This is a genomic window from Methanothermobacter sp. (assembly GCF_030055425.1).
GTDB lineage: Archaea > Methanobacteriota > Methanobacteria > Methanobacteriales > Methanothermobacteraceae > Methanothermobacter.
Genome location: NZ_JASFYE010000001.1, coordinates 300,690 through 321,360, shown reverse-complemented (window position 1 = coordinate 321,360; position 20,671 = coordinate 300,690). Strand labels below are relative to the sequence as shown.

The window sequence follows — 20,671 nt, the reverse complement described above, 5'->3', positions numbered from 1 at the left end:
ACAGATGGCTGACAGCATCACAACAATTGTAACAGCGCTTGGATTCCCTTCAATAGAATCTTTTATAGGCGTACTCCTCCTTGGAGGGGCAATTATAGGTGCTATTGTCGTAATAGCAACTATAAGGCCTATATTAGATTTATTCCCCTTTGCATACCCCAACGCCAGAGTCAGGGCACGTATCGGGAGACTGATAAACGAGAAACAGCTCTCAGAGATCCTTGAGACAGAGTCAATGGAGGAGTTCAAAAACTACCTGAGGGGACTCCCGGACTATGCAGGCTACGTTGACCGCTTCCCCATTGAGAAGGCACTTGAAAGTCAGCTTGCAGAGACCTATGAGACAGTATCAAAGATAGCGCCTGCATCCATAAGGGACCCCTTCAGGGCAAACCTCAGGAAGTGGGATATAAGGAACATAAAGAGCCTCATAACAGCAAAGGACGCTGGTCTAAGTGCTGAGGAGACAGTGAACCTGATAGTACCTGCAGGGGAGATCTATGAGGTCATAGAGGGACTGGTAGATGCCTCAAGTGTTCAGGAGGTCGTAACAGGCCTTGAGGGAACAGAATATGCGGAGGTACTGGAGGACGCACTCTCCCAGTACCAGGAAACAGGTATGCTGCTCCCAATCGAGGCGGCCCTCGACAGGAAATTCCTGGAGGACCTCATAAGGTCAGTTGGAAGCCCCTCAGATGACAACACAAAGATTCTGCACAGCTACTTCGGTACACAGGTGGACGTGGCGAACCTCAGGATGATACTCCGTGCAAAGGCAGACGGCCTCAGCTACGATGACATAAGCCCATACATAGTACCCAAGGGCTACCAGCTGAGGGAGTGGAAGCTCAAGGACCTCATGGAGGCAGAGGACGTCAGTGGAGTTATAAGCGGCCTTGAGGGGACAGACTATGGCCAGATCCTGTCAGAGGCACTATCAGAGTACACATCAACAGGTTCAGTGGCGGTCTTCGAGCGCGTCCTTGAGGACAACCTCAACAGGATGGCCAGGAACTTCGCACTCAAGAAGCCCTTCGGGGTGGGACCAATGATAGGATTCCTCAGCAGGAAGGAAACCGAGGTGCGAAACCTCAAGGTCATAGCCAGAAGCAAGAGGGAGCCAGGGTTCCCTGAATCAATGGTTAAGGAGATGTTGGTATGAGTTCAAATATTGCAGTGGTCGGTGACAGGGACACCGTGACAGGGTTCAGACTCGGAGGCGTCAGGGAAGGCTACGTCGTGGAGACACCTGACGAGGCAGAGGAGACCATAAGGAACCTTATAGGTGAAGGCTTCTCCATAATAATCGTCACAGAAAAGATTGGGGATGAACTGAGGGAATTTATTGAGGAAACCACAAGTTCAAGCGCACTGCCAATGATAATAGAGATACCTGACAAAACAGGGCCCTCAGAACGCGAAACCGATCCACTGAGGGACCTTATTAAAAGAGTTATTGGGGTTGAGATGGTAAAATGACACAGGAAGGAAGGATTATAAAAATAGCGGGTCCTGTTATCATCGCCGAGGGGATGAGAGGATCCCAGATGTACGAAATGGTCAAGGTGGGTGAAGACAAGCTCATAGGAGAAATCATTGAACTTGAGGGTGACACAGCAACCATCCAGGTCTACGAGGAAACAGCAGGTATAAAACCTGGAGAGACCGTTGAGAGAACAGGCGGTCCTCTATCAGTGGAACTCGGACCTGGAATACTGGGTTCAATCTTCGACGGGATACAGAGGCCCCTGGAGGATATAAAGGCACTCACCGGAGACTACATCGAGAGGGGAGTTGATGTACCATCACTCCCAAAGGATAAGAAATGGACCTTCAAGCCACTGGCCCAGGAGGGCCAGATGGTTAAGGGTGGGGACATAATCGGTGAGGTGGAGGAGACATCCTCAATAACCCACAGGATAATGATCCCACCAAACGTTGAGGGTAAACTCACAAGGATAGTGCCCCAGGGTGACTACACGGTTCTTGATGATATAGCAGAGGTTGAAACCGATAAGGGCACCGTTAAGGTGCAGATGCTCCAGAAGTGGCCTGTGAGGAAGGGCCGACCATACAAGAAGAAACTTGACCCTGACGTTCCACTCATAACAGGTCAGAGGGCACAGGACACATTCTTCTCAGTCGCCAAGGGTGGTACAGCAGCAATACCAGGACCATTTGGTTCAGGTAAAACCGTTACCCAGCAGCAGCTTGCAAAATGGGCCGACGCAGACATAATCGTCTACGTTGGATGTGGTGAAAGGGGTAACGAGATGACAGAGGTCCTTAAGGAATTCCCTGAACTGGAGGACCCAAAGACAGGTAACCCCCTCATGGACAGGACGGTTCTCATAGCAAACACATCAAACATGCCTGTGGCTGCAAGGGAGGCCTGTGTGTACACAGGTATAACCATAGCAGAGTACTTCAGGGACATGGGATACGATGTTGCACTCATGGCTGACTCCACCTCAAGGTGGGCGGAGGCCATGAGGGAGATCTCAGGAAGGCTCGAGGAGATGCCCGGTGAAGAGGGATACCCTGCATACCTGGCATCCAGGCTCGCCCAGTTCTATGAGCGCGCAGGAAGGGTTACAACCGTGGGTTCAGAGGACAAGGTTGCATCCGTGTCAGTCGTCGGCGCGGTCTCACCACCAGGTGGGGACCTCTCAGAGCCTGTCACACAGAACACACTCAGGATCTGTAAGGTTTTCTGGGCACTTGACGCATCCCTTGCAGACAAGCGTCACTTCCCATCCATTGACTGGCTCCAGAGCTACTCACTCTACGTTGACAGCGTCGAGGAATGGTGGGCCAAAAACGTTGACCCTGAATGGAGGGCCACAAGGGACGAGGCAATGGCGCTCCTCCAGAAGGAGGCGGAACTCCAGGAGATCGTCCAGCTCGTTGGACCCGACGCACTTCCAGACAGGGAGAGGATAACCCTCGAGACAACAAGGATGATAAGGGAGGACTTCCTCCAGCAGAACGCCTACCATGAGGTTGACACATACTGCTCACCATCAAAGCAGTTCGAGATGCTCAGGACAATCATAATGTTCCACAAGAATGCAACAGCAGCACTTGAGAAGGGTGCGCCAGCAGCGGACATCATAGCCCTCCCGGTCAAGGAGGACATAGGGCGTATGAAGTACATACCCGAAGATGAATTCCCGGCAAGAATCAAGGAGATCCAGGAGAGGATCGTCAAGGAATGTGGTGAGGTGTGAAGATGAACGTTAACATCAAAACCCGAGAATACACCACCGTCACAGAGGTTTCAGGGCCTCTGATGATCGTTGAGGGTGTTGAAGGGGTTGCCTACAGTGAGATAGTGGAGATTGAAACACCCACAGGTGAGAAGAGAAGGGGACAGGTCCTTGAGGTGAAGGAGGACCTGGCGGTCGTCCAGGTCTTTGAGGGTACAAGTGACCTCAACACAGAGACCACAAAGATAAGGTTCACAGGTGAAACAGCCAAGATCGGCGTATCCCTTGACATGATGGGCCGTATATTCGACGGTACAGGAAAACCAATAGACGGCGGCCCAGAGATCATCCCTGAGAAGGAACTGGACATCAACGGTAGCCCAATGAACCCCGCTGCAAGGGAGTTCCCTGCGGAGTTCATACAGACAGGTATATCAACCATTGACGGGATGAACACCCTTGTGAGGGGTCAGAAACTCCCGATATTCTCAGGTTCAGGGCTTCCACACAACGAACTGGCCGCACAGATCGCAAGGCAGGCAAAGGTGCTTGCAGAGGAGAGCGAATTTGCGGTTATCTTCGCCGCGATGGGTATCACCCACGAAGAGGCAAACTACTTCATGAGGGACTTCGAGAGGACAGGCGCCCTTGAAAGGGTTACAGTGTTCATGAACCTGGCAGACGACCCTGCCATTGAGCGTATCATCACCCCGAGGATGGCGCTGACAACAGCAGAGTACTTCGCCTTTGAACACGACATGCACGTGCTCGTTATCCTCACTGACCTTACAAACTACTGTGAGGCCCTCAGGGAGATATCAGCTGCAAGGGAGGAGGTCCCGGGTCGAAGGGGTTACCCGGGTTACATGTACACCGACCTTGCAAGCCTCTATGAGAGGGCAGGCCGTATAGTTGGCAAGGAGGGTTCAATCACCCAGATGCCAATACTTGTGATGCCACAGGACGACATAACCCACCCGATACCTGACCTCACAGGTTACATCACAGAGGGCCAGATAGTGCTTAGCCGTGACCTCCACCGTAAGGGTATATACCCACCGGTGGATGTGCTGCCATCACTGTCCAGGCTCATGAGTGGTGGTATCGGTGAGGGAAGGACACGTGAGGACCACAGCGGTGTCTCTGACCAGCTCTACAGTGCCTACGCCGAGGGTCGTGATCTGAGGGACCTTATGGCTGTTGTGGGTGAGGAGGCCCTCACAGAGAGGGACAGGAAGTTCCTCAAATTCGCCGATGAATTTGAGAAACGCTTCATCACCCAGGCACGTGATGAGGACCGCTCCATAGAGGAGACCCTCAACCTTGGCTGGGAGCTCCTGTCACTCCTGCCAAGATCCGAACTCAAGAGGGTCCGCGAGGAGCACATACCCAAGTACCTCCCGGGTGCAGAGTAACACCCAACATATTTTTTCAGGAGAGGTAGCAGATGGCACAGGAAATGATTGAGGGGATCAACCCAACGAGGATGGAGCTCCTGAAACTCAAGCAGCGGGAGAAACTCGCTGTTAAGGGTTACAGTCTCCTCAAGGAGAAGAGGAACGCCCTTATCATGGAGTTCTTCAACATCCTTGAGAGGGTTAAGGGTTCCCGTGAAAAGGTGGAGGAGCACCTCAGGGAGGCCTTCATGGACCTCACAGAGGCCCAGGTACTCATGGGTGATGCCGCGGTTGAGAGGGCCGCAATGTCAGTGAGGGAGTCAGTGGAGGTTGACATAGACTCAAGGAGCATAATGGGTGTCGTGGTCCCTGTCGTGGATGCCCGTGCAACCAGGAGGACGGTGGTTGAGCGTGGCTATGGCCTTGTGGACACATCAGTCAAACTTGACGAGGCAGCCAGGAAATTCGAGGAGTCCCTGGCACTCATAATAGAACTCGGTGAAATCGAGAAGACCATAAGGCTCCTTGCCGGTGAGATAGAATCAACCAAGCGAAGGGTCAACGCCCTTGAGCACATCATAATCCCGAGACTCAAGAACACCGTCAAGTACATTGAGATGAGGCTCGAGGAGATGGAGAGGGAGAACTTCGTCAGGTTGAAGATGATCAAAAAATCCATGGAGATGGAGTGATGGTTAGGATACTTACAAGGCTCGGCCAGGTCCGTGAGGCCGAGGAGAGGTATAAGAGGGAGCTTGTTGACTTCAGGATGGGTGAGGTCTACGGCAACCTCAGGGCCATCATTGCAGATGAGGATATTGAGGTGAGGGCCGGCGAGGCAAAACCCGTGAAGATAAAGGAGATCAGCATACCCGCAAACCACATAGTCTTCATGTGTGCCTACGCCACGAACCCCCTGGGTCATCCCATAGCGGCAGGGGAGGAGACACCCCTACCCATAAGCATGGACCGTAAGGCTGACCACGCGACCTTTGTGGCTGCAGTGGATGGAAAGATAAGCAGGAACGACCTCCTGGGAGTCCTCATAATCCTCCCTGTTGAGCTAACCCACTAAATCCTTTTTTTAATTTAAAGGTTCTTTTATTTATATATTAATTCAAAGAGTAAAAAGCTCTTTTATCCAAAAAACGACTTTATTGAGTCATAGAGTTCAATCATAAGGTCCTCGGTGTACTCAAGGAGCTCCCCGGTGTACTCCAGGAGTTCCCTGTAGGTTTCAATAAGGGTATCACGGTTTCTCTGTAGCTGTTTCATGGCCTTTGCCTGTGCAGCCGCAGGGTTACCTGTTATTATCCTTTTAAACCTGGACGAGTTCTCCTTGAGGTTCTCAACCTCACTTCTTATCTCTGCCATTCGATCCAGGTAGTAGCGCTCAGCCCCCCGGATATCCCTCTTGATCCGCTTCTGGATTTCAAGCAGCTGTTCTCTCCTCTCAGTGAGTTCCATGAGGGACTTCCGGGTTGATGCGATGGTTGATGTGTCTATTTCACTGAAATCTGCAATTTCCATAAGGATGCTCTGATAATCCTCTGGATCCATCACCACCACCATCATCTAAACTGGATCCTCACCTCTATCAGGCCGTCACTGACACGGGTCTCGGTTTCAATCTCCTCATTCTCCTTTTCAATTTCACGTATACGGTAGAATATGTTGGTGAGGGCGCCTGTCCTGAATACGCCTGTCCTGTTATCTGGCTTGGAGGATATGAGGAGGATTGAAACACCATCATCTGTTATCTTAACGTTGTAGTTAACCCCATTTATGTATATGCCGTCGGAGAGCCTCAGAAGAAGTTTTATGTACTTTATGGGGAGTCCGCTGCTGCTTATTATCTCTTTTATCTTATCGTTTTCCCTGCACTGCTCTATATCAATATCCAAGGTCCACCCTCCATTCAGTTAAGATATTAATCTTTTATAGAATAAAAACATAGCCTATACGATGAGAGGTGACAGGTCAGACAGGCTCATAAAGAAGGAGATCTTCAACCTCAACAGGCACCTGCCATCCAGGAGAAAGACCCTGGAGGAGCTCCTGGGGGAGGACAAACCCCACGTCATTGGTTCTGATGGTACAAGGCACAGATTCAAGTGGGCTGAACTTGAGGAGCTCAGGGACATGCTGACCCCCCAGGAGGCGCGCCGTTTGAGGTTACCCATCTACATTGAGATAGAATCGGATACATCCGGTGCAAGGATAGCGGGTGAGGTTGAGGTTAAGGTGGTAGGTGAGGTTCTTGGGAGGGACGATGAGGGTGATGAGATCTACATATACAGGCCTGAGATCAGGGTGCTACGGGCGAGGTTTCCAACGGCAACACAGTACATATTCCTTGTGAGGGAACTTTAATGGAGGTTGATGATGTGAGTAAGGATCCGCTTAAGGAGTACCTTAAGGACCCGGATAGAAGGGCGAAACTCTTCCTTTTAATGACAGGTGGCATGATTCTGAGCACAGTGCTCATAACCATAGGCACCATAATACTGATACTCCTGCTTCTCGGCATAATATAACTATAGGTTTCATTTTCTGACCAGAAACACTCAGGTGCACCCTATTTTTTCAGGCTTATTACGGGGTTCAGTCTTTCCTGGACCATTGAGCACCTCATGGATGCAGCTGAAAGTGCCCTTTCAGGGGTTTCATCTGCAGCCAGCACAGTTACTAGGGGCTCGCCCTCCTCAATTATTGCACCGGGAAATGGGAGGTCATGGACCCCGGGGATTTTTATCTCACCCACCATGCACCTTGAGGGGGCGTAGAGTATCCTCTTAACAGCATACCTTAGAGGTTCCGGCTTTTCAATGAGCTCACCCATACAGGCCCTCACATGGGCCTCGGTCATGTTTATACCAAGAGATGCCTCTGCACACTCAAAGGTCCCCTGGATGCGGGGGTTCACCTCCACAACATACACTTCAGAGCCCTGAATTATGAAGTCGACACCATTGGAGCCCCTGAGTGAGAGGTCAAGTATGAGGTCCTCTGCCATCTCCTCAATCACGCCACGGGGCCCGGGTGTTATGTTACCGGCGTAGATGAACTGGCCCTCAAATCCAGGGATGTCCCTTTTGATGATCTGTCTGCTTGTAAGTACCGTCAATGCCTCAGAACCCGTGGATAGCACCGAGGCACTCACAGGCACGCCCTCAATGTACTCCTGCAGCAGGAAATCGCCGCTGGCCTCATGGAAATCCATCACACCGAAACCCCCGGCACCCCTCACGGGTTTTATGAGGTACCTCTTCTCCCCACCGGATACGATCTCCAGTGCTTCCTCGGGGTCAGTGATGAGGTGGGTCTCTGGAGTGGGGTATGAGTTCTTTATCCTCCGGTAGAGGCGGTACTTGTCCTCAACGTGGTCTGCCCGTGTGTTACCCAGCACCTTATCCTCTGGGAGTCCAGGGGCCCCTGTGAGGGGTATTATGCCATCAGCCATTTCCATGAAATCCGATGCTGCTTCGAGGAGTTTCTCTGTACTGAAGTTCTCCTGGAATCTCCCGCAGCTTTCACCCCTTCTCTCCTGGAGGATGCACCTCCTCTCTGTGTATCCAAGGAAGTCCAGGGTGCAGTAGTAGGATGCAGAGTAGACACTGTAACCTGCCCTGAAGGCTGATTCAGCAACGGGTCTTGTGTTGACGCCTATTATGAGGAGTTTTTCCATTCTAGACACAGAATAAGTTGATTTGATAGTCCCGAGCGGAGTCGAACCGCTGTCGCCGGGTCCAAAGCCCAGCAGGATTACCACTACCCCACGGGACTATGACAGTTAATAGGTGGTGAGGTTCATAATAAATAGGTTTCGATAAAAAGGGGGTTTTGGGGGGATAGTCCCGAGCGGAGTCGAACCGCTATCGATGGATCCAGAGTCCATCAGGATTGCCATTACCCCACGGGACTGTATCTGAAAAACAGTTCATATCGGCAGAATAAGTGTTAAGTGAAAGCCATATAAATAGTTTGCGGTTCAGGGTAAAAATAAAATTAGAATAGTTGGAATAACTGGCGGTTAGAATGGTGAGAAGACCCCTATGAATACCAGCCAGGCCAGTATGGTCTTGGCAACGAGGCTCAGTATGATGTACACCCGCTCACCGTAGAGGTAGTCCCTCCACTTACCGACACCCTTATACTGGAGCAGCATGTTGATGGAGAAGGTGTTGAACATCACAAAGTAGAGGAGGAGTGCGAGGTACACGAAGTCAGGTGGCTGGGTCTCTGATGAACCAAGGGCCGCCACAAAGTATGCTGCAATGACGATCCAGGGCGTGAAACCGGAAATACAGCCAAGCAGGTAGGGTGACCAGTCGATCTTCTCGGTGTACTGGTTGATTTTCTCCATGAGATAACCGAACATTATCATTGAGGCATTCAGCACAAATATCATCACAAGTGACCAGAGGTCCCACACACCCACAAAGGTTGCCAGTATGACGATCATTATTGAACTGGAGAACGCATACTCGTACCAGCGGTAGGGGTTCATCCCCCTCCTGAGGTTCTCAACGTAACTCTCATTCCTCAGGAAGGCTATTGTGAAGTGTGCCACCGCAGAGATCAGCAGAAACGATGCAAGTATCACCCCGAGGTAGCTCACAGTGAAAGCCACCTCCGGGTTCGGGAGTACCTGGAAGGACGGCGGGTTCAGGGATATCACCTTGAACTTCAGGTAGAACGTGTATATGTCCCTGTCCCAGGTCAGAAGGTAGCCCAGAGCAACCATCAGGAGACCCTGCAGGAGGTGCAGTGTCCCGGCCGCAATGTTCAGTTTACGGAGTCCCTCAAAGCTTATAGGGGACTTCTCAATCATTTTAAGTCTTTCAACATTGTCCATAAAACAACCCCCGGATTTATTATGTTTCTTAAATTATTTTAATATTTTGTAACGTGGGGTTGAAAAGGAGGAATTTGTTCCAGAACCTTTATTTCAATATTTTTGTAACGTGGGGTTGAAAAAGAGGGGGGTTACCCCAGGAACCTCCTCTGGCTTGCAGCCTCAAGTATGAGTTCCTGGAGGTTGGCGGTCCTGTTAACCCGGAGGGCCCTTATGATTTCATCGGTGACCCTGCGGTGGTCCTCGTCATATTCAGGTTCAATGTACTCCTCAACCGCGGATTTAACCTCAGGGCTGAGGAATGGTGAGTCAGGGTTGGCGTACCTCATAGCATCTCCAAGGTCACGCCTGAGGCCAGGGTAGACATCCTCTATGAATTCAAGGTCCTCAGAGGACAGTGCATTGAAGCCCAGAAGCTCAGGGGGAACCCCCAGGGAGTAGAGGGCCGCGGTGAATGTTATTGCCCTTGGAAGTGAAACGTTACCCATGCTCCTGGCATATCCAAAGAGTCCGATGTGGAGCTTCCTCTTCCTTCTGCCCGGGACGTACCTTGCAACCCTGTTTATGATATCCACGAGGTCCATGACCTGCCTCCGGTACTCCCTGCAGTAGGCTGAGATTATCTCAAGGGCACGGTCGGTGTCAATCTCAGATGCCCTGCCTGGTTTTGCTGACCTCAGCTCCCTTATCCCCCCTATGACCTCTGAGGGTTCATGGTCGTACTTGAAGGAGGACTGGACAGTGAATGTGTATGCCCCGCTGTATTCCCCTGTAACGTCCCTCACGTTATCTGGCCTGAGGTTTCCCCTGAACGGGGCTGAACCCATACCTATGATGGGGTAGAGTTTAACCCCACTCTCCTCCTCAAGGGCCCTGAAGTCTCTGAGGGCTATCCTGTTGAGTATGGTGGCTGAGACCATACCGTAGTTCATTGCCGGGTCGGACCTTGCAAGGAAGACCCTCTGCCCTGTGAGGTCCTTACCATCGAGGTAATCGCCTGTTATACGGGATGCGTTGAGCATCCCCTCATAGTCCTCGAAGAGGGGTATAACATTGATCTCATCGGGCCTGAACTCCCCGATCCACTCCTTGACGGTTACACCATCTGCGAGCTGCAGCTTCTCCTTTCCCTTGACAAAGTCCCGGTAGTAGCTGTGGATCCTGTTGAGGCAGCTGCTGGAGGAGGTCATTGGCAGTATGACCTCGAATACAGGGTGTGTGTCCATTCCATAGAAGAGGCTTGCGGTGTCATAGGATCTTGGTATGCTCTCAAGGGTCTCCAGGAGTATCTTGGCCTCGGCCCTCTCCACAGTGGGGTTGGGGACCCTGAGGGTTAACCTGAGGTCCTCCCCCAGCACATGGTCCTGGAAGAAGGCCTGGTACTTTGTGAGGAGCTTCTTCACGACGTAGTTGTCAACCTCCTTGCCCTCACAGTCCCACATCTGTTCATCACAGCCGAGGTGTGAGAAGACATAGTAGGCCTCCCTGATTTCATCTTCACCACCGAGTTCAGGTTCTGCTGCAAAGAACGGCGGGTTCACGTTGTCTGGATGCTGTGTACTCATGCATCTTGGAACCTTCATGTTTAACACTCCCGGAGTGATATTAGGTGGGAGGACTATAAAAACATCATTATATGCTATCAGGAATTATAGTATTATTAAATTGTATTTTATTCCATTATTTTTATTACTTTATTTCAAGTGTATAAGATTTAAGTGGTTGTTCTACCAAAGTTGTCCTGTAATTAAAATGATAGGAGGTGAATGTAATTAGAAAACAGGGAATAATAGCAGCATTTCTACTGATTTCAGTAATTTTAACATTGATTGGAGGTGTTTCAGCAAGCAGCAACTCCTCAAACACCACAGGAGATCAGATAAATTTCCTTGTAATAGGAACAGACAGGACAACCAGTCAGATGGTAAAGGTGATGCATAACATCTCGGCCGATTACCCCCACATAAAGTTTAAGGCGAGATCTGTGAGCCAGGCAGGCAACAATCTCACAGAGATCCCTGAACTCATTGATTGGGCTGACATCATATACCTGGATAACATTGAGGGCGGTCCAGTTTCAGATCGTATCCTGGAGTTACACGCTGAAGGGAGGATGAACAACAAGACAGTGGTTGTCATGGGAATGCCCACATGGTACGTTCCGCTCATCAGGATAACAAATATTGGCGGCACCCGTTTTGTATCACAGAGTGAAGAACCACTTACTGATGTCCAGATGCAGCTGATGTACCAGCAGCTCAGGGGTTACACTGCAAATTCATCCCTGATAGATGAGGTGAAACTCCAGTACCCTGCAGCGGCGAATTACATTGAGGCGTACAGGTACCTTTCAAGGGATCTTTTAATGTACTTCCTTGCCCTCAGGTACCCTGATGGGGGCTTCACATACAGACCACCAGTGTCAACCAAGCCATATGTCATATACAGAAACGGAACCGAGTACCAAAATTTTGCCAGCTACTCATCATATGTTAAGCCTGGGAGACCCACCGTTGGAATAATCGCCTACAGACATGTAACCCTTGGAAGGGGTGATAGCAACATTCTGGACGCACTTGTGACTGAACTTGAAAGCAGAGGCATAAACACGATACCCGTGGTTGCAGAGGGTAACCCCGCAAACGGCCTCAACGTTATAAGGGCAATCAATGAATACTTCATTGATCGAACAGCGAACACCTCAAGGGTCGATGCCATAATCAACCTGGCATGGCTCATCGGTGGAAGTATGGGCCAGGCAAATGGAACTAGCTTCCTCTCAAGTTTTGGGGTACCTGTGTTTTCACCCCTACAGGTCTGGTCAAGCGGTTACCTCACCACTGATTACTGGCAGATCTCACAGCAGGGCTTGGACTACAGTTTCGGATCTGAGATGGCAATCGAGGAGACCCAGGGCCACATTGAACAGATACTCATTGCAACAATGAAAACATCAGTGGATCCGGTAACCGGACTTGAGATGGTTGTCGCTGATGTCATACCAGAGAGGCTCATAAGAATATGTGAGAGGATTTCAAACTGGCTGAAACTTCGATACATGAATAACACTGAAAAAATAGTTGCACTTGTCTACTACAACTATCCACCTGGCAGGGAAAACCTTGCAGGGGGCAACTCTCTAAACGGCCCTGAATCAATACTCAGCATCCTCAGGCTACTTAAGGAAAACGGTTACACGCTGGAGGTACCAGCAAACGTTGATGAACTCATAGCCACCATGCTGGGGCGGGGAAGAAACCTTGAACTTGCAGGTGAACTTGAGAATGCATCAGCAGGGATGGTTCTCTGGGATGTATCTGAATTCATGGAATGGTTCATGGAACTACCGGATATAACCAGGAAGGAAATGGAGGAGGGACCCCTTGGCTACATTGAGGTACTTGCATCCAGGATATATACCATTCCACTCAGCAAGAGAACTATTGAACTCAACAAGCTAATTACACATACACTTACAGAATGGAAGAAGGGCATTGAATCAGCTATAAGGGAGATGGGTAACTACCTGAACCTAACGCAGAGGGAAAGGGCACTTGAACTCCTTGAAAGGGCCTACAGTGCACTTCAGGGGATAGTTAACTGTGAGGACAGATGGGCAGAGTTTCGCAGAGCAAAGTCAGAATTCCTTGAAATGAAGATACCAGGGCTCTGTGGCTGGGGAAAGCCGCCCGGCGATTTAATGGTGATTGAAAGAGGCGGAAAAAAGTACTTCGTGCTACCGATAATAAGCTTCGGTAAAGTTTACATTGGACCACAACCAATGAGAGGCTATGAGGATGCTTCAATGCTCTACCACAGCCAGGTTATACCGCCAACATATCAGTACCTTGCATTCTACGCCTACCTGCAGACAAGGATCAATGCAAGCGCAATAATTCACCTTGGGCAGCATGGAACATATGAGTGGCTTCCCAGAAAGGACATAGCACTTTCAGGTTCAGATTATCCTGACATCTGCATTGGCAATGTACCTGCCATATACATTTACAACATGGATGGAGTCGGCGAGGCCATACATGCAAAAAGGCGTGGACTTTCAGTGGTCATAGGGCACCTGACACAGCCATTCACAGGATATACACTGACAGAGGAGATGAGCCAGCTCAAGAACCTCATTGGTCAGTACATGCTGACCTCAAATGAGGGAAGACCTGCTGTCTTTACCGAGATAAGGAGGATTGCAGAGAACCTTAACCTTCTTTCCTTGATTGATGAGGAGAATATGGATGAATCAGCTGACGCACTGGACGAATACCTGAAGGGACTTGAGAATACGGTGACACCACTTGGACTCCATTCATTTGGTGTCGACTGGACCACTGAGAGGGTCATGGCACTTGCAACCACCATACTCACAAGAAACCGAGTGATACCCGTAAATGGAACAGTGTATTTAACACCAAAGGAAGCCCTGTCAGGTTTACCCGGGTCACTTGATTCGATAATCCTCCAGATAATAGCAGGGACATCACTGCAGGAGATAATCGCCAGCCTACAGGTGGCTACAGGTAGAAACCTTACATCCACGGAGCTCAAGGCACTGAACCTCACAGAAACCTATGTGCGGAATATAATCATCAGCCCAATGATGGAGAGAAAATCGCTCCTCGATGCCCTTAACGGCCGTTACATTGCAGCAGCGACAGGGGATGATCCCGTCAGGAATCCAGCATCACTTCCAACGGGAAGAAACCTTTATGGCCTCGACCAGCAGAAGATACCCTACAATACGGCATGGATAAGGGGTCGAGCACTTGCAGAGGATGCCCTCAGAAGCTTCAATACAACTCCAGAGCAGCTTGGTGTGATACTGTGGGCTACCGAGACACAGAGGGATCAGGGCGCCACAGTCTCATTTATAATGAGGCTACTCGGCGTTGAACCCGTTTATGGGGGAACAGGAGGCTCAAACGTCATCGGAGTCAGAGCCACGCCACTTTCACAGCTCAACAGACCTAGGGTGGATGTTGTTGTAACAATAACAGGCGTGTTCAGGGAGACATTCCCTCAGGTTGCAGTTCTCCTGGACCGTGGATTCAGGGTTGCACTTGCAGCATCATACAACACCATCGTACAGTCACTTAACAGTGAAAGCCCATCTATGAGGTCAAAGATAATCAATGCCCTTGATTCGGCGGTTAAGACTATAAAGGAGGCAGGACTGTTCACCCCAGGAAACGATTCACTTGAGATGAACAGTATAGCAAGGCACTGGTTATCTGATGTAAGGTATCTCCTTGGAATGGGAATCAATGAGACAGAAGCGGGAAAGGCCGCAATACAGAGAGTTTTCGGACCCCCTGGTGGGGAATGGGGTTCAAAGACTGTCCGTGAAGGCGTGCACATGACTGATACATGGGATGACAGAGGGGAACTTGCAAGGGGTTACATAAGTGACATGGGCTTTGCGTATGCAGAGGATAGCTGGGAATCTGTGGGAACAGCGATATTCACAAGGCGACTCTCAGCGGTCACTGCAGCATACCATTCAAGGTCCACCAATGTCCATGGAATACTTGACCTTGACCACAACTTTGAATTCCTCGGTGGCATGAGGCTGGCCGTGGAGTACCTCAGTGGTAGCGTACCAGGCATGTTCATCCTGAACCAGAGGGACCCAGCATCATCAACAGTAGAGACAGCATCACAGTTCATAATGAGGGATCTTCACACCAAGTTCTTCAACAGGGAATGGATAGAGGCTATGATGAAGGAAGGTTATGCCGGTGCAAGGTCAATTTCCAGTGACTTCTTCTCAAACATGTGGGGATGGCAGGTTGTTGCACCAGAGGTTATCAATGACAGAATGTGGAACGATGCTCTTGACATATACCTCAAGGACAGGTACAGGATCGGTGTTAGCAGGTGGCTTTCAGAGGGCAGCAACGCATACTCAATGATAGCACTTTCAGAGACGTTCCTCAAGGCAGCCTATAGGGGATTCTGGTCAGCAAGTGAAGGGGACATTCGGTTCGTTGCAAATACATGGGCAAGACTTGTCAAGGCAAATGGTGTTACAGGCGGACACATTGATATAAACATGGTTACGTGGACCCTCCAGTACGTTGACCCTGACCTTATGGAGGCAGTGAAGAACAGGCTTTACGCTGCAACAAAAAGCTCAGCATTTGCCCCTTCATCTGATGGATCCACACCGGATGTACCATCCACTCCAGGAAATTCAGGTGATGCAACATCAGGTTCAGGTACCTCAGGAAGCTCAGCTGGAAGGGCAAGATCCACTTCGGCCAATGGTGGAGCCAGGGACTCAGTTTCAGCAGAATCAGAATCATCAGAGGTCGGTGAAGCGAAAGGACCATCAAATGCAAAGGCCTACGAGGTTAAGAAACATCAATCAATCAGCGAAGAAAAAAGTGAGATACCTGTATATGCGGTGGTTGGAGTAATTTCCCTCCTGTGCCTCATTGGACTTGGATATTACCTTGGTCCCAGGGGCACATAAACCCCATTTCTTTTTTAGTAATCTATAAGGATTCTGATTCTTCACTATTTCTATGAATGTAAGAATCAGGGGTACAGAAATTAGCTATGAGATAATTTATAGGGATGTTAAGAACCCGAGAATAGAACTCAGATTCGAGAGTATCAGACTCATACTCCCCAGGGATTTCAGGGGAAAGCCAGAGGATCTCATCCTATCCAGAAAGGACTGGATTGAGAGAAAACTGGATGAACATGAGGAGATGGTGAGGGTTGCATCCGGCTTTGAACTCCAGGGGAGGGGTGAGGATGAGTTCAGGTCCCTTGTCCTGGGATTCCTTGACCATTATTCAGGGGAGCTTGGGGTGACGCATGGGAGGGTCAGGTTCAGGAGGATGAGGTCAAGGTGGGGTAGCTGCAGCTCCCTCGGTAACCTGAGCTTCAACACACTCCTCTCATACCTCCCTGATGAACTCGTGGAGTACGTGGTCCTCCATGAACTGGCACATATGCTTGAGATGAACCACAGCAGGAGGTTCTGGGGTATCCTTGAATATTACATTCCAGACTGGAGGGAGCGAAGGGAGATGCTGCGGTATTACTGGGTGCGGCTGCACCTTGAGGGGTTCGCCGACTAGCAGGTCACGTGGATTATGGCTGCAACCCTTCTGCCCCTTCTCTTCTCATCATTGTACCTTTCTATAGCCTCACATGTTGGAAGCACCACAGCGGATTTGAATTCGGTTTCAAGGGCACCGTAAATGCCTGAACCTATGATTATACAGTCAGGGTTTTCAGTTTTAAGTTCCTCTAGTTCCTCCTCTGCCATGAGGTGTGAGGTTCCATGCTTCCTCCTTGATATCTCCTTCTTCCTTGGGGTTACGGTTCCATCGACGTGGACTACAATGTCTGATGTGTATTCACGCCCCCTGTACTTCACAAGTCCGAAGCGGCAGTCTGAGAACATACTGAACACCTCATTCAATCCTTTGCACCCTGAATATGACGGTGCCCCCATCTGTGTAGGGTTCACCCGGGTCAACGCACTGCATGTAGGCGTGCTCATCGTCGCCCTCCACTGTGAGTCCCAGCTCCACGGGGCACCATTTCCTCTCCAGGATGGTTGTGTAGTGCAGTATCGTTGATAGGGCATGTGTGCACAGGGCATCGGTTCTTTCAAGGTCTATTTCAGGGTCATTTATTATGATACGGTCACCCTCCCTGTATACCGGGCAGTTCCCCCTTATCTCATGTACTCGTATCTCAAGCATCCGACCACCTGTGATGGATTATGGATGGTAAAACTTAAATAGGTTTTGAATATATATTCAATTGGTGTCTCTTATGGAACTTACAAGGAGCATGGAAAATTACCTTGAGACAATATACAGGATACGGAAAAGGGGTACTGTGAGAACATCGGATCTATCGGCACGCCTCAAGGTTAAACCGGCCAGTGTGACCCAGATGCTCAGGAAACTCCATGAAATGGGACTTGTGGTCTACCACCCATACCTCGGGGCTGAACTCACAGATACTGGCAGGGAACTTGCAGAGGAGGTCCTCAGAAAACATATGCTCCTGGAGTGCTTCTTCCATGAGGTCCTGGGGATGGACATAGACTCATCCTATGAGGAGGCCTCCCGGATGAAGCATGAACTCTTCACAGAGACAGAGGATGCACTCAGGAGGTACCTCAGGAACCCCTCAAGGTGCCCCCACGGGATACCCATACCCTGAAAAATATTTAAGTTAAGATACCAAGTTAAGGACCATGAGGTCAGGAGCAGATAAATTCCTTGGAGAATCACCGGAGATATCCGAAAAATTCATGAAATTCAGAAACGCCGTAATGTCTGAGGGTAAACTCACAGAGCGTGAAAAGATGCTGATAGCGGTCGCATGTGCCGTTGCAGTAAGGTGCGATGCCTGCACAGAGAAACACGCCACAGAGGCCCTGAAAATAGGAATAGGGGAGGATGAACTCAAAGAGGCAGCTGCGGTGGCAGCCCTGATCAGGGCGGGCTCTGCAATGAACACGGCCTCCAGGATATTTCTGGACTGAAACCCCTGCTAAGGACTCAGGGCTCAACCTTCAGGATGAATTTCAGCACGAACTTCAGCCCATGCAGAAACACAGCCACAGCCATAACGACCATGGCAACAAGGAGTCCAGATTTAACAGAGTAGAACACATAGATGTTCCTGAAGGTGAATGGGAAGACACTGTAAAGGGATGAGACCAGAAGGTAACCAAGGGCACTCAGAATGATCTGGGCGAAGGTCCAGAGCCACTGTTTTCTGTATATTATAAGTGCGGCGTTTGCAATGAGATTGGCGGCGATCACAACATTGAAGAGGGGTATCAGTTCCCTAAAGGACTCCTCTACAAATGATAGGTTCCAGTTCATGACACTGTTCACAATATAGAGGAGTATGATGTTCACTATGATGCCAACTAAAAACTCCTGATTTTTTAGTTCCTTGTCCCTGAGGAATTCCTTTAGAATATTATTATCCACTTTTTAATCTCCATAGATGTATGTTCCTTTATAGGTGTAATTTTTAATTTCAGGCGTTTTATCAAGGATTCTGAATTCAGCCCCGTAGCCGTGGTGCTCAAGTGAAATCTTGAGGTGGGCCAGTGCTATCCCCATATCGATGGGGTTCCACCTCCCAAGAAGGCGCCTTTTAACAGGGTTCTGGACCCGGCAGTATGCATGGACAATCCCATCACCACCCCTCAGGTACCAGGGCTGGTTGTTAACTGCGGATGGTGCAAGGCGCACAGCCTCAAGCACATCATCCATTCCCCTAATGTCTGTTATTTCACAGAGGGGTTTCCTCTTGAACTCTGATGGCTCCCTGTGCACCGGTTCTGCTGCAACCCCAAAGGCAAGCAGGATGATGAATTCAAGGTCAGATTTCACATGTCCCTTAACCCTGGGGATCCCCTGCCAGCAGCTTCCAATCCCCATGGAGGAGAGCTTCAGATCCATCTGCTGCAACATGAAGCCCACGTTGAGCCGCCCCATGTGTCCCTCTGAGAAGGCCGCAATGTAGTGGGGGGCGGGTTTCTGCATCCTGGTACTGACATCATTCTCCCCTATTATCCTGAATTCAAACGGAATGGAGGGAAGAAGTGATTCAAGTCCACCAAGGTAATCCCTGATCTCATGGAGTGCATCGTCTGATACAGGCGACGAATACCTTCTCGTGGATTTTCTCCTGAAAATGAAAGGGTAGAGTTTCTTCATCATATTTACTCCATATTGTCATTCCCAAATTCCATAAATAATCTGTCAGTCATTCTACAAGTCCTTTCCTAACGTTTTTATGTTGAGGTGTACCTCATCAATGCTTCCCTGGAAGTACCTGAGGTCACCATCAGGAAGGTGCCATGTTGCGGTGCACTCCTGGGGTAGATGAACCCATCGTGTTCCCTGTAGGAGAGAACATCAACACTCCAGGGGTGTGCCTCCATGTTGAACTCTGCACAGTGCCGGTCCTCTGTCTGGAACCTCACAAACCTTCCATGGTCATCGAAGCTGAAGACACCACTGGCCTCAACGCCATGATTCCTTATGGTGGCCTCAACTGTGGTATCATCCAGGGCGTACCATTCAATGCACTCTGATAGGGCAAGGGATGGAAGAAGGAGGGCCTCTGAGAGTACGGTTACAAGGGCTGAACGGCCCATTTCAGGTCCGTGCTCATCTGCAACCTCCAGGAATTTAAGGGCCCTGATGATCATTCTTCCCTTACATCTGGAGTAGAGGTCAAGGCCCTCCAGGGGGACCCCGAAAAAACGGCCGGCCAGGTACACGCACCTGAAGGTGTGGGGGGTGTTGAACTGGAACATGTCCATGTTCATCCACCTCTCACCCCTCCTTATTCTTGAGTCCCCCCACCTTATCAGGAGGTTTTCTGCGTCTTCAGGGAGGCTGCAGAGGGCAAGGTGTCTTCTGATCTGGTCGGGTAGCTCCCTCTCATTCAGGGAGGTATTATTTTTGAGTTCTTCTTCAACTTCCATCTCAAACATCTTTTTAAGCATTCTATCATCTTCTTTTACGGTATTCCATGTACCTTCGTTTTGAGGCCCCTTCAAGCTTTGCGAATATCCTGAAGAGGTCCTCCACCTCATCATCGTCCAGTGATTCAAAGAGCGACCCCACAGCTGCCCTGTCCTTTTCATCCCTTCCACTCCAGAATTCATGGAATCTGGGGGTTGTCTCAAGGCGCAGTATTCTCCTGTCCCTGTCCGGTTTTATCCTTATGAAACCCTTCTCCTCAAGGCGTACTGCGAGTTGCTTGACGTTCTGGTGCGTGGTACTCATGGCCTCAGCCATCTCCTGCATTGAGGGGGGCCTTTCAAAGACATTTCCGAGGATCACAAGAAAAAGCCACTGTTTGGGTGTTATGTTCTCTGGGAGAAACTCCCGTCCCACTATATATTTCCAGCGCTGCTCAATGAGAAAGAGGGCCACCAGTATGTACCTCTCCATGGCATCCCGGGAACCGGCGTGTTCATTTACAATTTCTCTTGAATCCTTCATCAAGGAACCTCACTCTTAATACCACAGGTTTCAGTGGTGTTTCCTCTGACTTCATATGGTAATATATTACATATTAAGGTAATATATTACATAGTTCTTTTTGCAGCATATAAAGTTTTGCAGGATTGGAAGATGAGCTGAGGGATCTGGACCAGCACTATTAACACCATATTAAAATTTAATATTACA

General features: G+C 49.8%; 23 protein-coding genes and 2 tRNA genes. 12 read left to right on the top strand and 13 right to left on the bottom strand.

From position 1 onward, the window contains the following. The first annotated feature begins 4 nt into the window (after window positions 1-4). From QFX39_RS01765 to QFX39_RS01740, 6 genes are read left to right on the top strand one after another with little or no spacing between them, the layout of a single operon-like run. Window positions 5-1,162: a V-type ATP synthase subunit C gene (locus tag QFX39_RS01765; protein ID WP_300476848.1), complete on the top strand. Its 1,158-nt coding sequence runs from the start codon at window positions 5-7 to the stop codon at window positions 1,160-1,162. Next, window positions 1,159-1,479, top strand: coding sequence for a V-type ATP synthase subunit F (locus QFX39_RS01760; RefSeq protein WP_147671648.1), 321 nt, complete (start codon window positions 1,159-1,161; stop codon window positions 1,477-1,479). The genes QFX39_RS01765 and QFX39_RS01760 overlap by 4 nt, the downstream gene beginning before the upstream one ends. Continuing rightward, on the top strand, window positions 1,476-3,230 hold the full coding sequence (locus tag QFX39_RS01755; protein WP_300476845.1) for an ATP synthase subunit A: 1,755 nt from the start codon (window positions 1,476-1,478) through the stop codon (window positions 3,228-3,230). Before QFX39_RS01760 ends, QFX39_RS01755 begins: the two co-directional genes overlap by 4 nt. A 2-nt stretch (window positions 3,231-3,232) precedes the next feature. Continuing rightward, window positions 3,233-4,624 (top strand): ATP synthase subunit B, encoded by a 1,392-nt coding sequence (locus QFX39_RS01750; RefSeq protein WP_147671650.1) that lies wholly within the window; start codon window positions 3,233-3,235, stop codon window positions 4,622-4,624. A 32-nt stretch (window positions 4,625-4,656) separates the two neighbouring features. Further along, window positions 4,657-5,298: a V-type ATP synthase subunit D gene (locus QFX39_RS01745; protein ID WP_147671651.1), complete on the top strand. Its 642-nt coding sequence runs from the start codon at window positions 4,657-4,659 to the stop codon at window positions 5,296-5,298. Then, window positions 5,298-5,681, top strand: coding sequence for a DUF22 domain-containing protein (locus QFX39_RS01740; RefSeq protein WP_242451253.1), 384 nt, complete (start codon window positions 5,298-5,300; stop codon window positions 5,679-5,681). The genes QFX39_RS01745 and QFX39_RS01740 overlap by 1 nt, the downstream gene beginning before the upstream one ends. 62 nt (window positions 5,682-5,743) lie before the next feature. On the opposite strand, the gene QFX39_RS01735 is transcribed toward QFX39_RS01740, so the two are convergent. Then, window positions 5,744-6,181: a hypothetical protein gene (locus QFX39_RS01735; protein WP_242451254.1), complete on the bottom strand. Its 438-nt coding sequence runs from the start codon at window positions 6,179-6,181 to the stop codon at window positions 5,744-5,746. Beyond that, entirely contained in the window at window positions 6,178-6,510 is a 333-nt protein-coding gene (locus QFX39_RS01730) for a hypothetical protein (RefSeq protein WP_160323047.1), read from the bottom strand. Before QFX39_RS01730 ends, QFX39_RS01735 begins: the two co-directional genes overlap by 4 nt. Before the next feature lie 61 nt (window positions 6,511-6,571). On the opposite strand from QFX39_RS01730, the gene QFX39_RS01725 reads away from it, so the two are divergent. Together QFX39_RS01725 and QFX39_RS01720 are read left to right on the top strand one after the other, a co-directional pair. Further along, window positions 6,572-6,979, top strand: a complete 408-nt coding sequence (locus QFX39_RS01725) for a DUF61 family protein (protein ID WP_300476833.1) — start codon at window positions 6,572-6,574, stop codon at window positions 6,977-6,979. Further along, window positions 6,979-7,143 carry a hypothetical protein gene (locus tag QFX39_RS01720; protein ID WP_160323049.1) on the top strand — a complete coding sequence of 55 codons (165 nt, stop codon included), beginning with the start codon at window positions 6,979-6,981 and terminating at the stop codon, window positions 7,141-7,143. Before QFX39_RS01725 ends, QFX39_RS01720 begins: the two co-directional genes overlap by 1 nt. A 41-nt stretch (window positions 7,144-7,184) precedes the next feature. Here the strand turns inward: QFX39_RS01720 and QFX39_RS01715 are convergent, their stop codons facing one another. The 5 genes from QFX39_RS01715 to ppcA form a co-directional block, all read right to left on the bottom strand. Next, window positions 7,185-8,294, bottom strand: coding sequence for an ATP-grasp domain-containing protein (locus tag QFX39_RS01715; protein ID WP_300477153.1), 1,110 nt, complete (start codon window positions 8,292-8,294; stop codon window positions 7,185-7,187). A 26-nt stretch (window positions 8,295-8,320) separates the two neighbouring features. After that, window positions 8,321-8,392: transfer RNA gene (locus tag QFX39_RS01710), tRNA-Gln, on the bottom strand. A gap of 66 nt (window positions 8,393-8,458) precedes the next feature. Beyond that, window positions 8,459-8,530 (bottom strand) — tRNA-Gln (locus QFX39_RS01705). A gap of 109 nt (window positions 8,531-8,639) precedes the next feature. Beyond that, window positions 8,640-9,464, bottom strand: coding sequence for a heliorhodopsin HeR (heR, locus tag QFX39_RS01700; RefSeq protein WP_300476831.1), 825 nt, complete (start codon window positions 9,462-9,464; stop codon window positions 8,640-8,642). Between the two features lie 131 nt (window positions 9,465-9,595). Beyond that, window positions 9,596-11,047 (bottom strand): phosphoenolpyruvate carboxylase, encoded by a 1,452-nt coding sequence (gene ppcA, locus QFX39_RS01695; RefSeq protein ID WP_300476829.1) that lies wholly within the window; start codon window positions 11,045-11,047, stop codon window positions 9,596-9,598. A 242-nt stretch (window positions 11,048-11,289) separates the two neighbouring features. On the opposite strand from ppcA, the gene QFX39_RS01690 reads away from it, so the two are divergent. Next, a complete protein-coding gene (locus QFX39_RS01690) occupies window positions 11,290-15,948 on the top strand; it encodes a cobaltochelatase subunit CobN (RefSeq protein WP_300476827.1) in 4,659 nt (1,552 codons plus the stop codon). 52 nt (window positions 15,949-16,000) lie between these two features. Then, entirely contained in the window at window positions 16,001-16,564 is a 564-nt protein-coding gene (locus QFX39_RS01685; protein WP_300476825.1) for a M48 family metallopeptidase, read from the top strand. On the opposite strand, the gene QFX39_RS01680 is transcribed toward QFX39_RS01685, so the two are convergent. Together QFX39_RS01680 and QFX39_RS01675 are read right to left on the bottom strand one after the other, a co-directional pair. After that, window positions 16,561-16,893 carry an MTH938/NDUFAF3 family protein gene (locus QFX39_RS01680; protein WP_300476823.1) on the bottom strand — a complete coding sequence of 111 codons (333 nt, stop codon included), beginning with the start codon at window positions 16,891-16,893 and terminating at the stop codon, window positions 16,561-16,563. The two genes, QFX39_RS01685 and QFX39_RS01680, sit on opposite strands and share 4 nt — an antisense overlap. 10 nt (window positions 16,894-16,903) lie before the next feature. Then, a complete protein-coding gene (locus tag QFX39_RS01675) occupies window positions 16,904-17,197 on the bottom strand; it encodes a TIGR04076 family protein (protein WP_300476821.1) in 294 nt (97 codons plus the stop codon). 73 nt (window positions 17,198-17,270) lie between these two features. Between QFX39_RS01675 and QFX39_RS01670 the strand changes: the two genes are divergently transcribed. Together QFX39_RS01670 and QFX39_RS01665 are read left to right on the top strand one after the other, a co-directional pair. Then, window positions 17,271-17,666 (top strand): metal-dependent transcriptional regulator, encoded by a 396-nt coding sequence (locus QFX39_RS01670; protein WP_300477150.1) that lies wholly within the window; start codon window positions 17,271-17,273, stop codon window positions 17,664-17,666. Window positions 17,667-17,700: 34 nt separating this feature from the next. Continuing rightward, window positions 17,701-17,991 (top strand): carboxymuconolactone decarboxylase family protein, encoded by a 291-nt coding sequence (locus QFX39_RS01665; protein WP_300476818.1) that lies wholly within the window; start codon window positions 17,701-17,703, stop codon window positions 17,989-17,991. A 16-nt stretch (window positions 17,992-18,007) separates the two neighbouring features. On the opposite strand, the gene QFX39_RS01660 is transcribed toward QFX39_RS01665, so the two are convergent. From QFX39_RS01660 to QFX39_RS01645, 4 genes are all read right to left on the bottom strand, one after another. Beyond that, window positions 18,008-18,448 carry a hypothetical protein gene (locus QFX39_RS01660; protein WP_300476815.1) on the bottom strand — a complete coding sequence of 147 codons (441 nt, stop codon included), beginning with the start codon at window positions 18,446-18,448 and terminating at the stop codon, window positions 18,008-18,010. A 3-nt stretch (window positions 18,449-18,451) separates the two neighbouring features. Continuing rightward, window positions 18,452-19,183 (bottom strand): nitroreductase family protein, encoded by a 732-nt coding sequence (locus QFX39_RS01655; protein ID WP_300476813.1) that lies wholly within the window; start codon window positions 19,181-19,183, stop codon window positions 18,452-18,454. Window positions 19,184-19,260: 77 nt separating this feature from the next. Continuing rightward, window positions 19,261-19,980 (bottom strand): DUF6544 family protein, encoded by a 720-nt coding sequence (locus QFX39_RS01650; RefSeq protein ID WP_300476811.1) that lies wholly within the window; start codon window positions 19,978-19,980, stop codon window positions 19,261-19,263. A 4-nt stretch (window positions 19,981-19,984) separates the two neighbouring features. After that, on the bottom strand, window positions 19,985-20,482 hold the full coding sequence (locus QFX39_RS01645) for a MarR family transcriptional regulator (RefSeq protein ID WP_300476809.1): 498 nt from the start codon (window positions 20,480-20,482) through the stop codon (window positions 19,985-19,987). Between the last annotated feature and the right edge of the window lie 189 nt (window positions 20,483-20,671).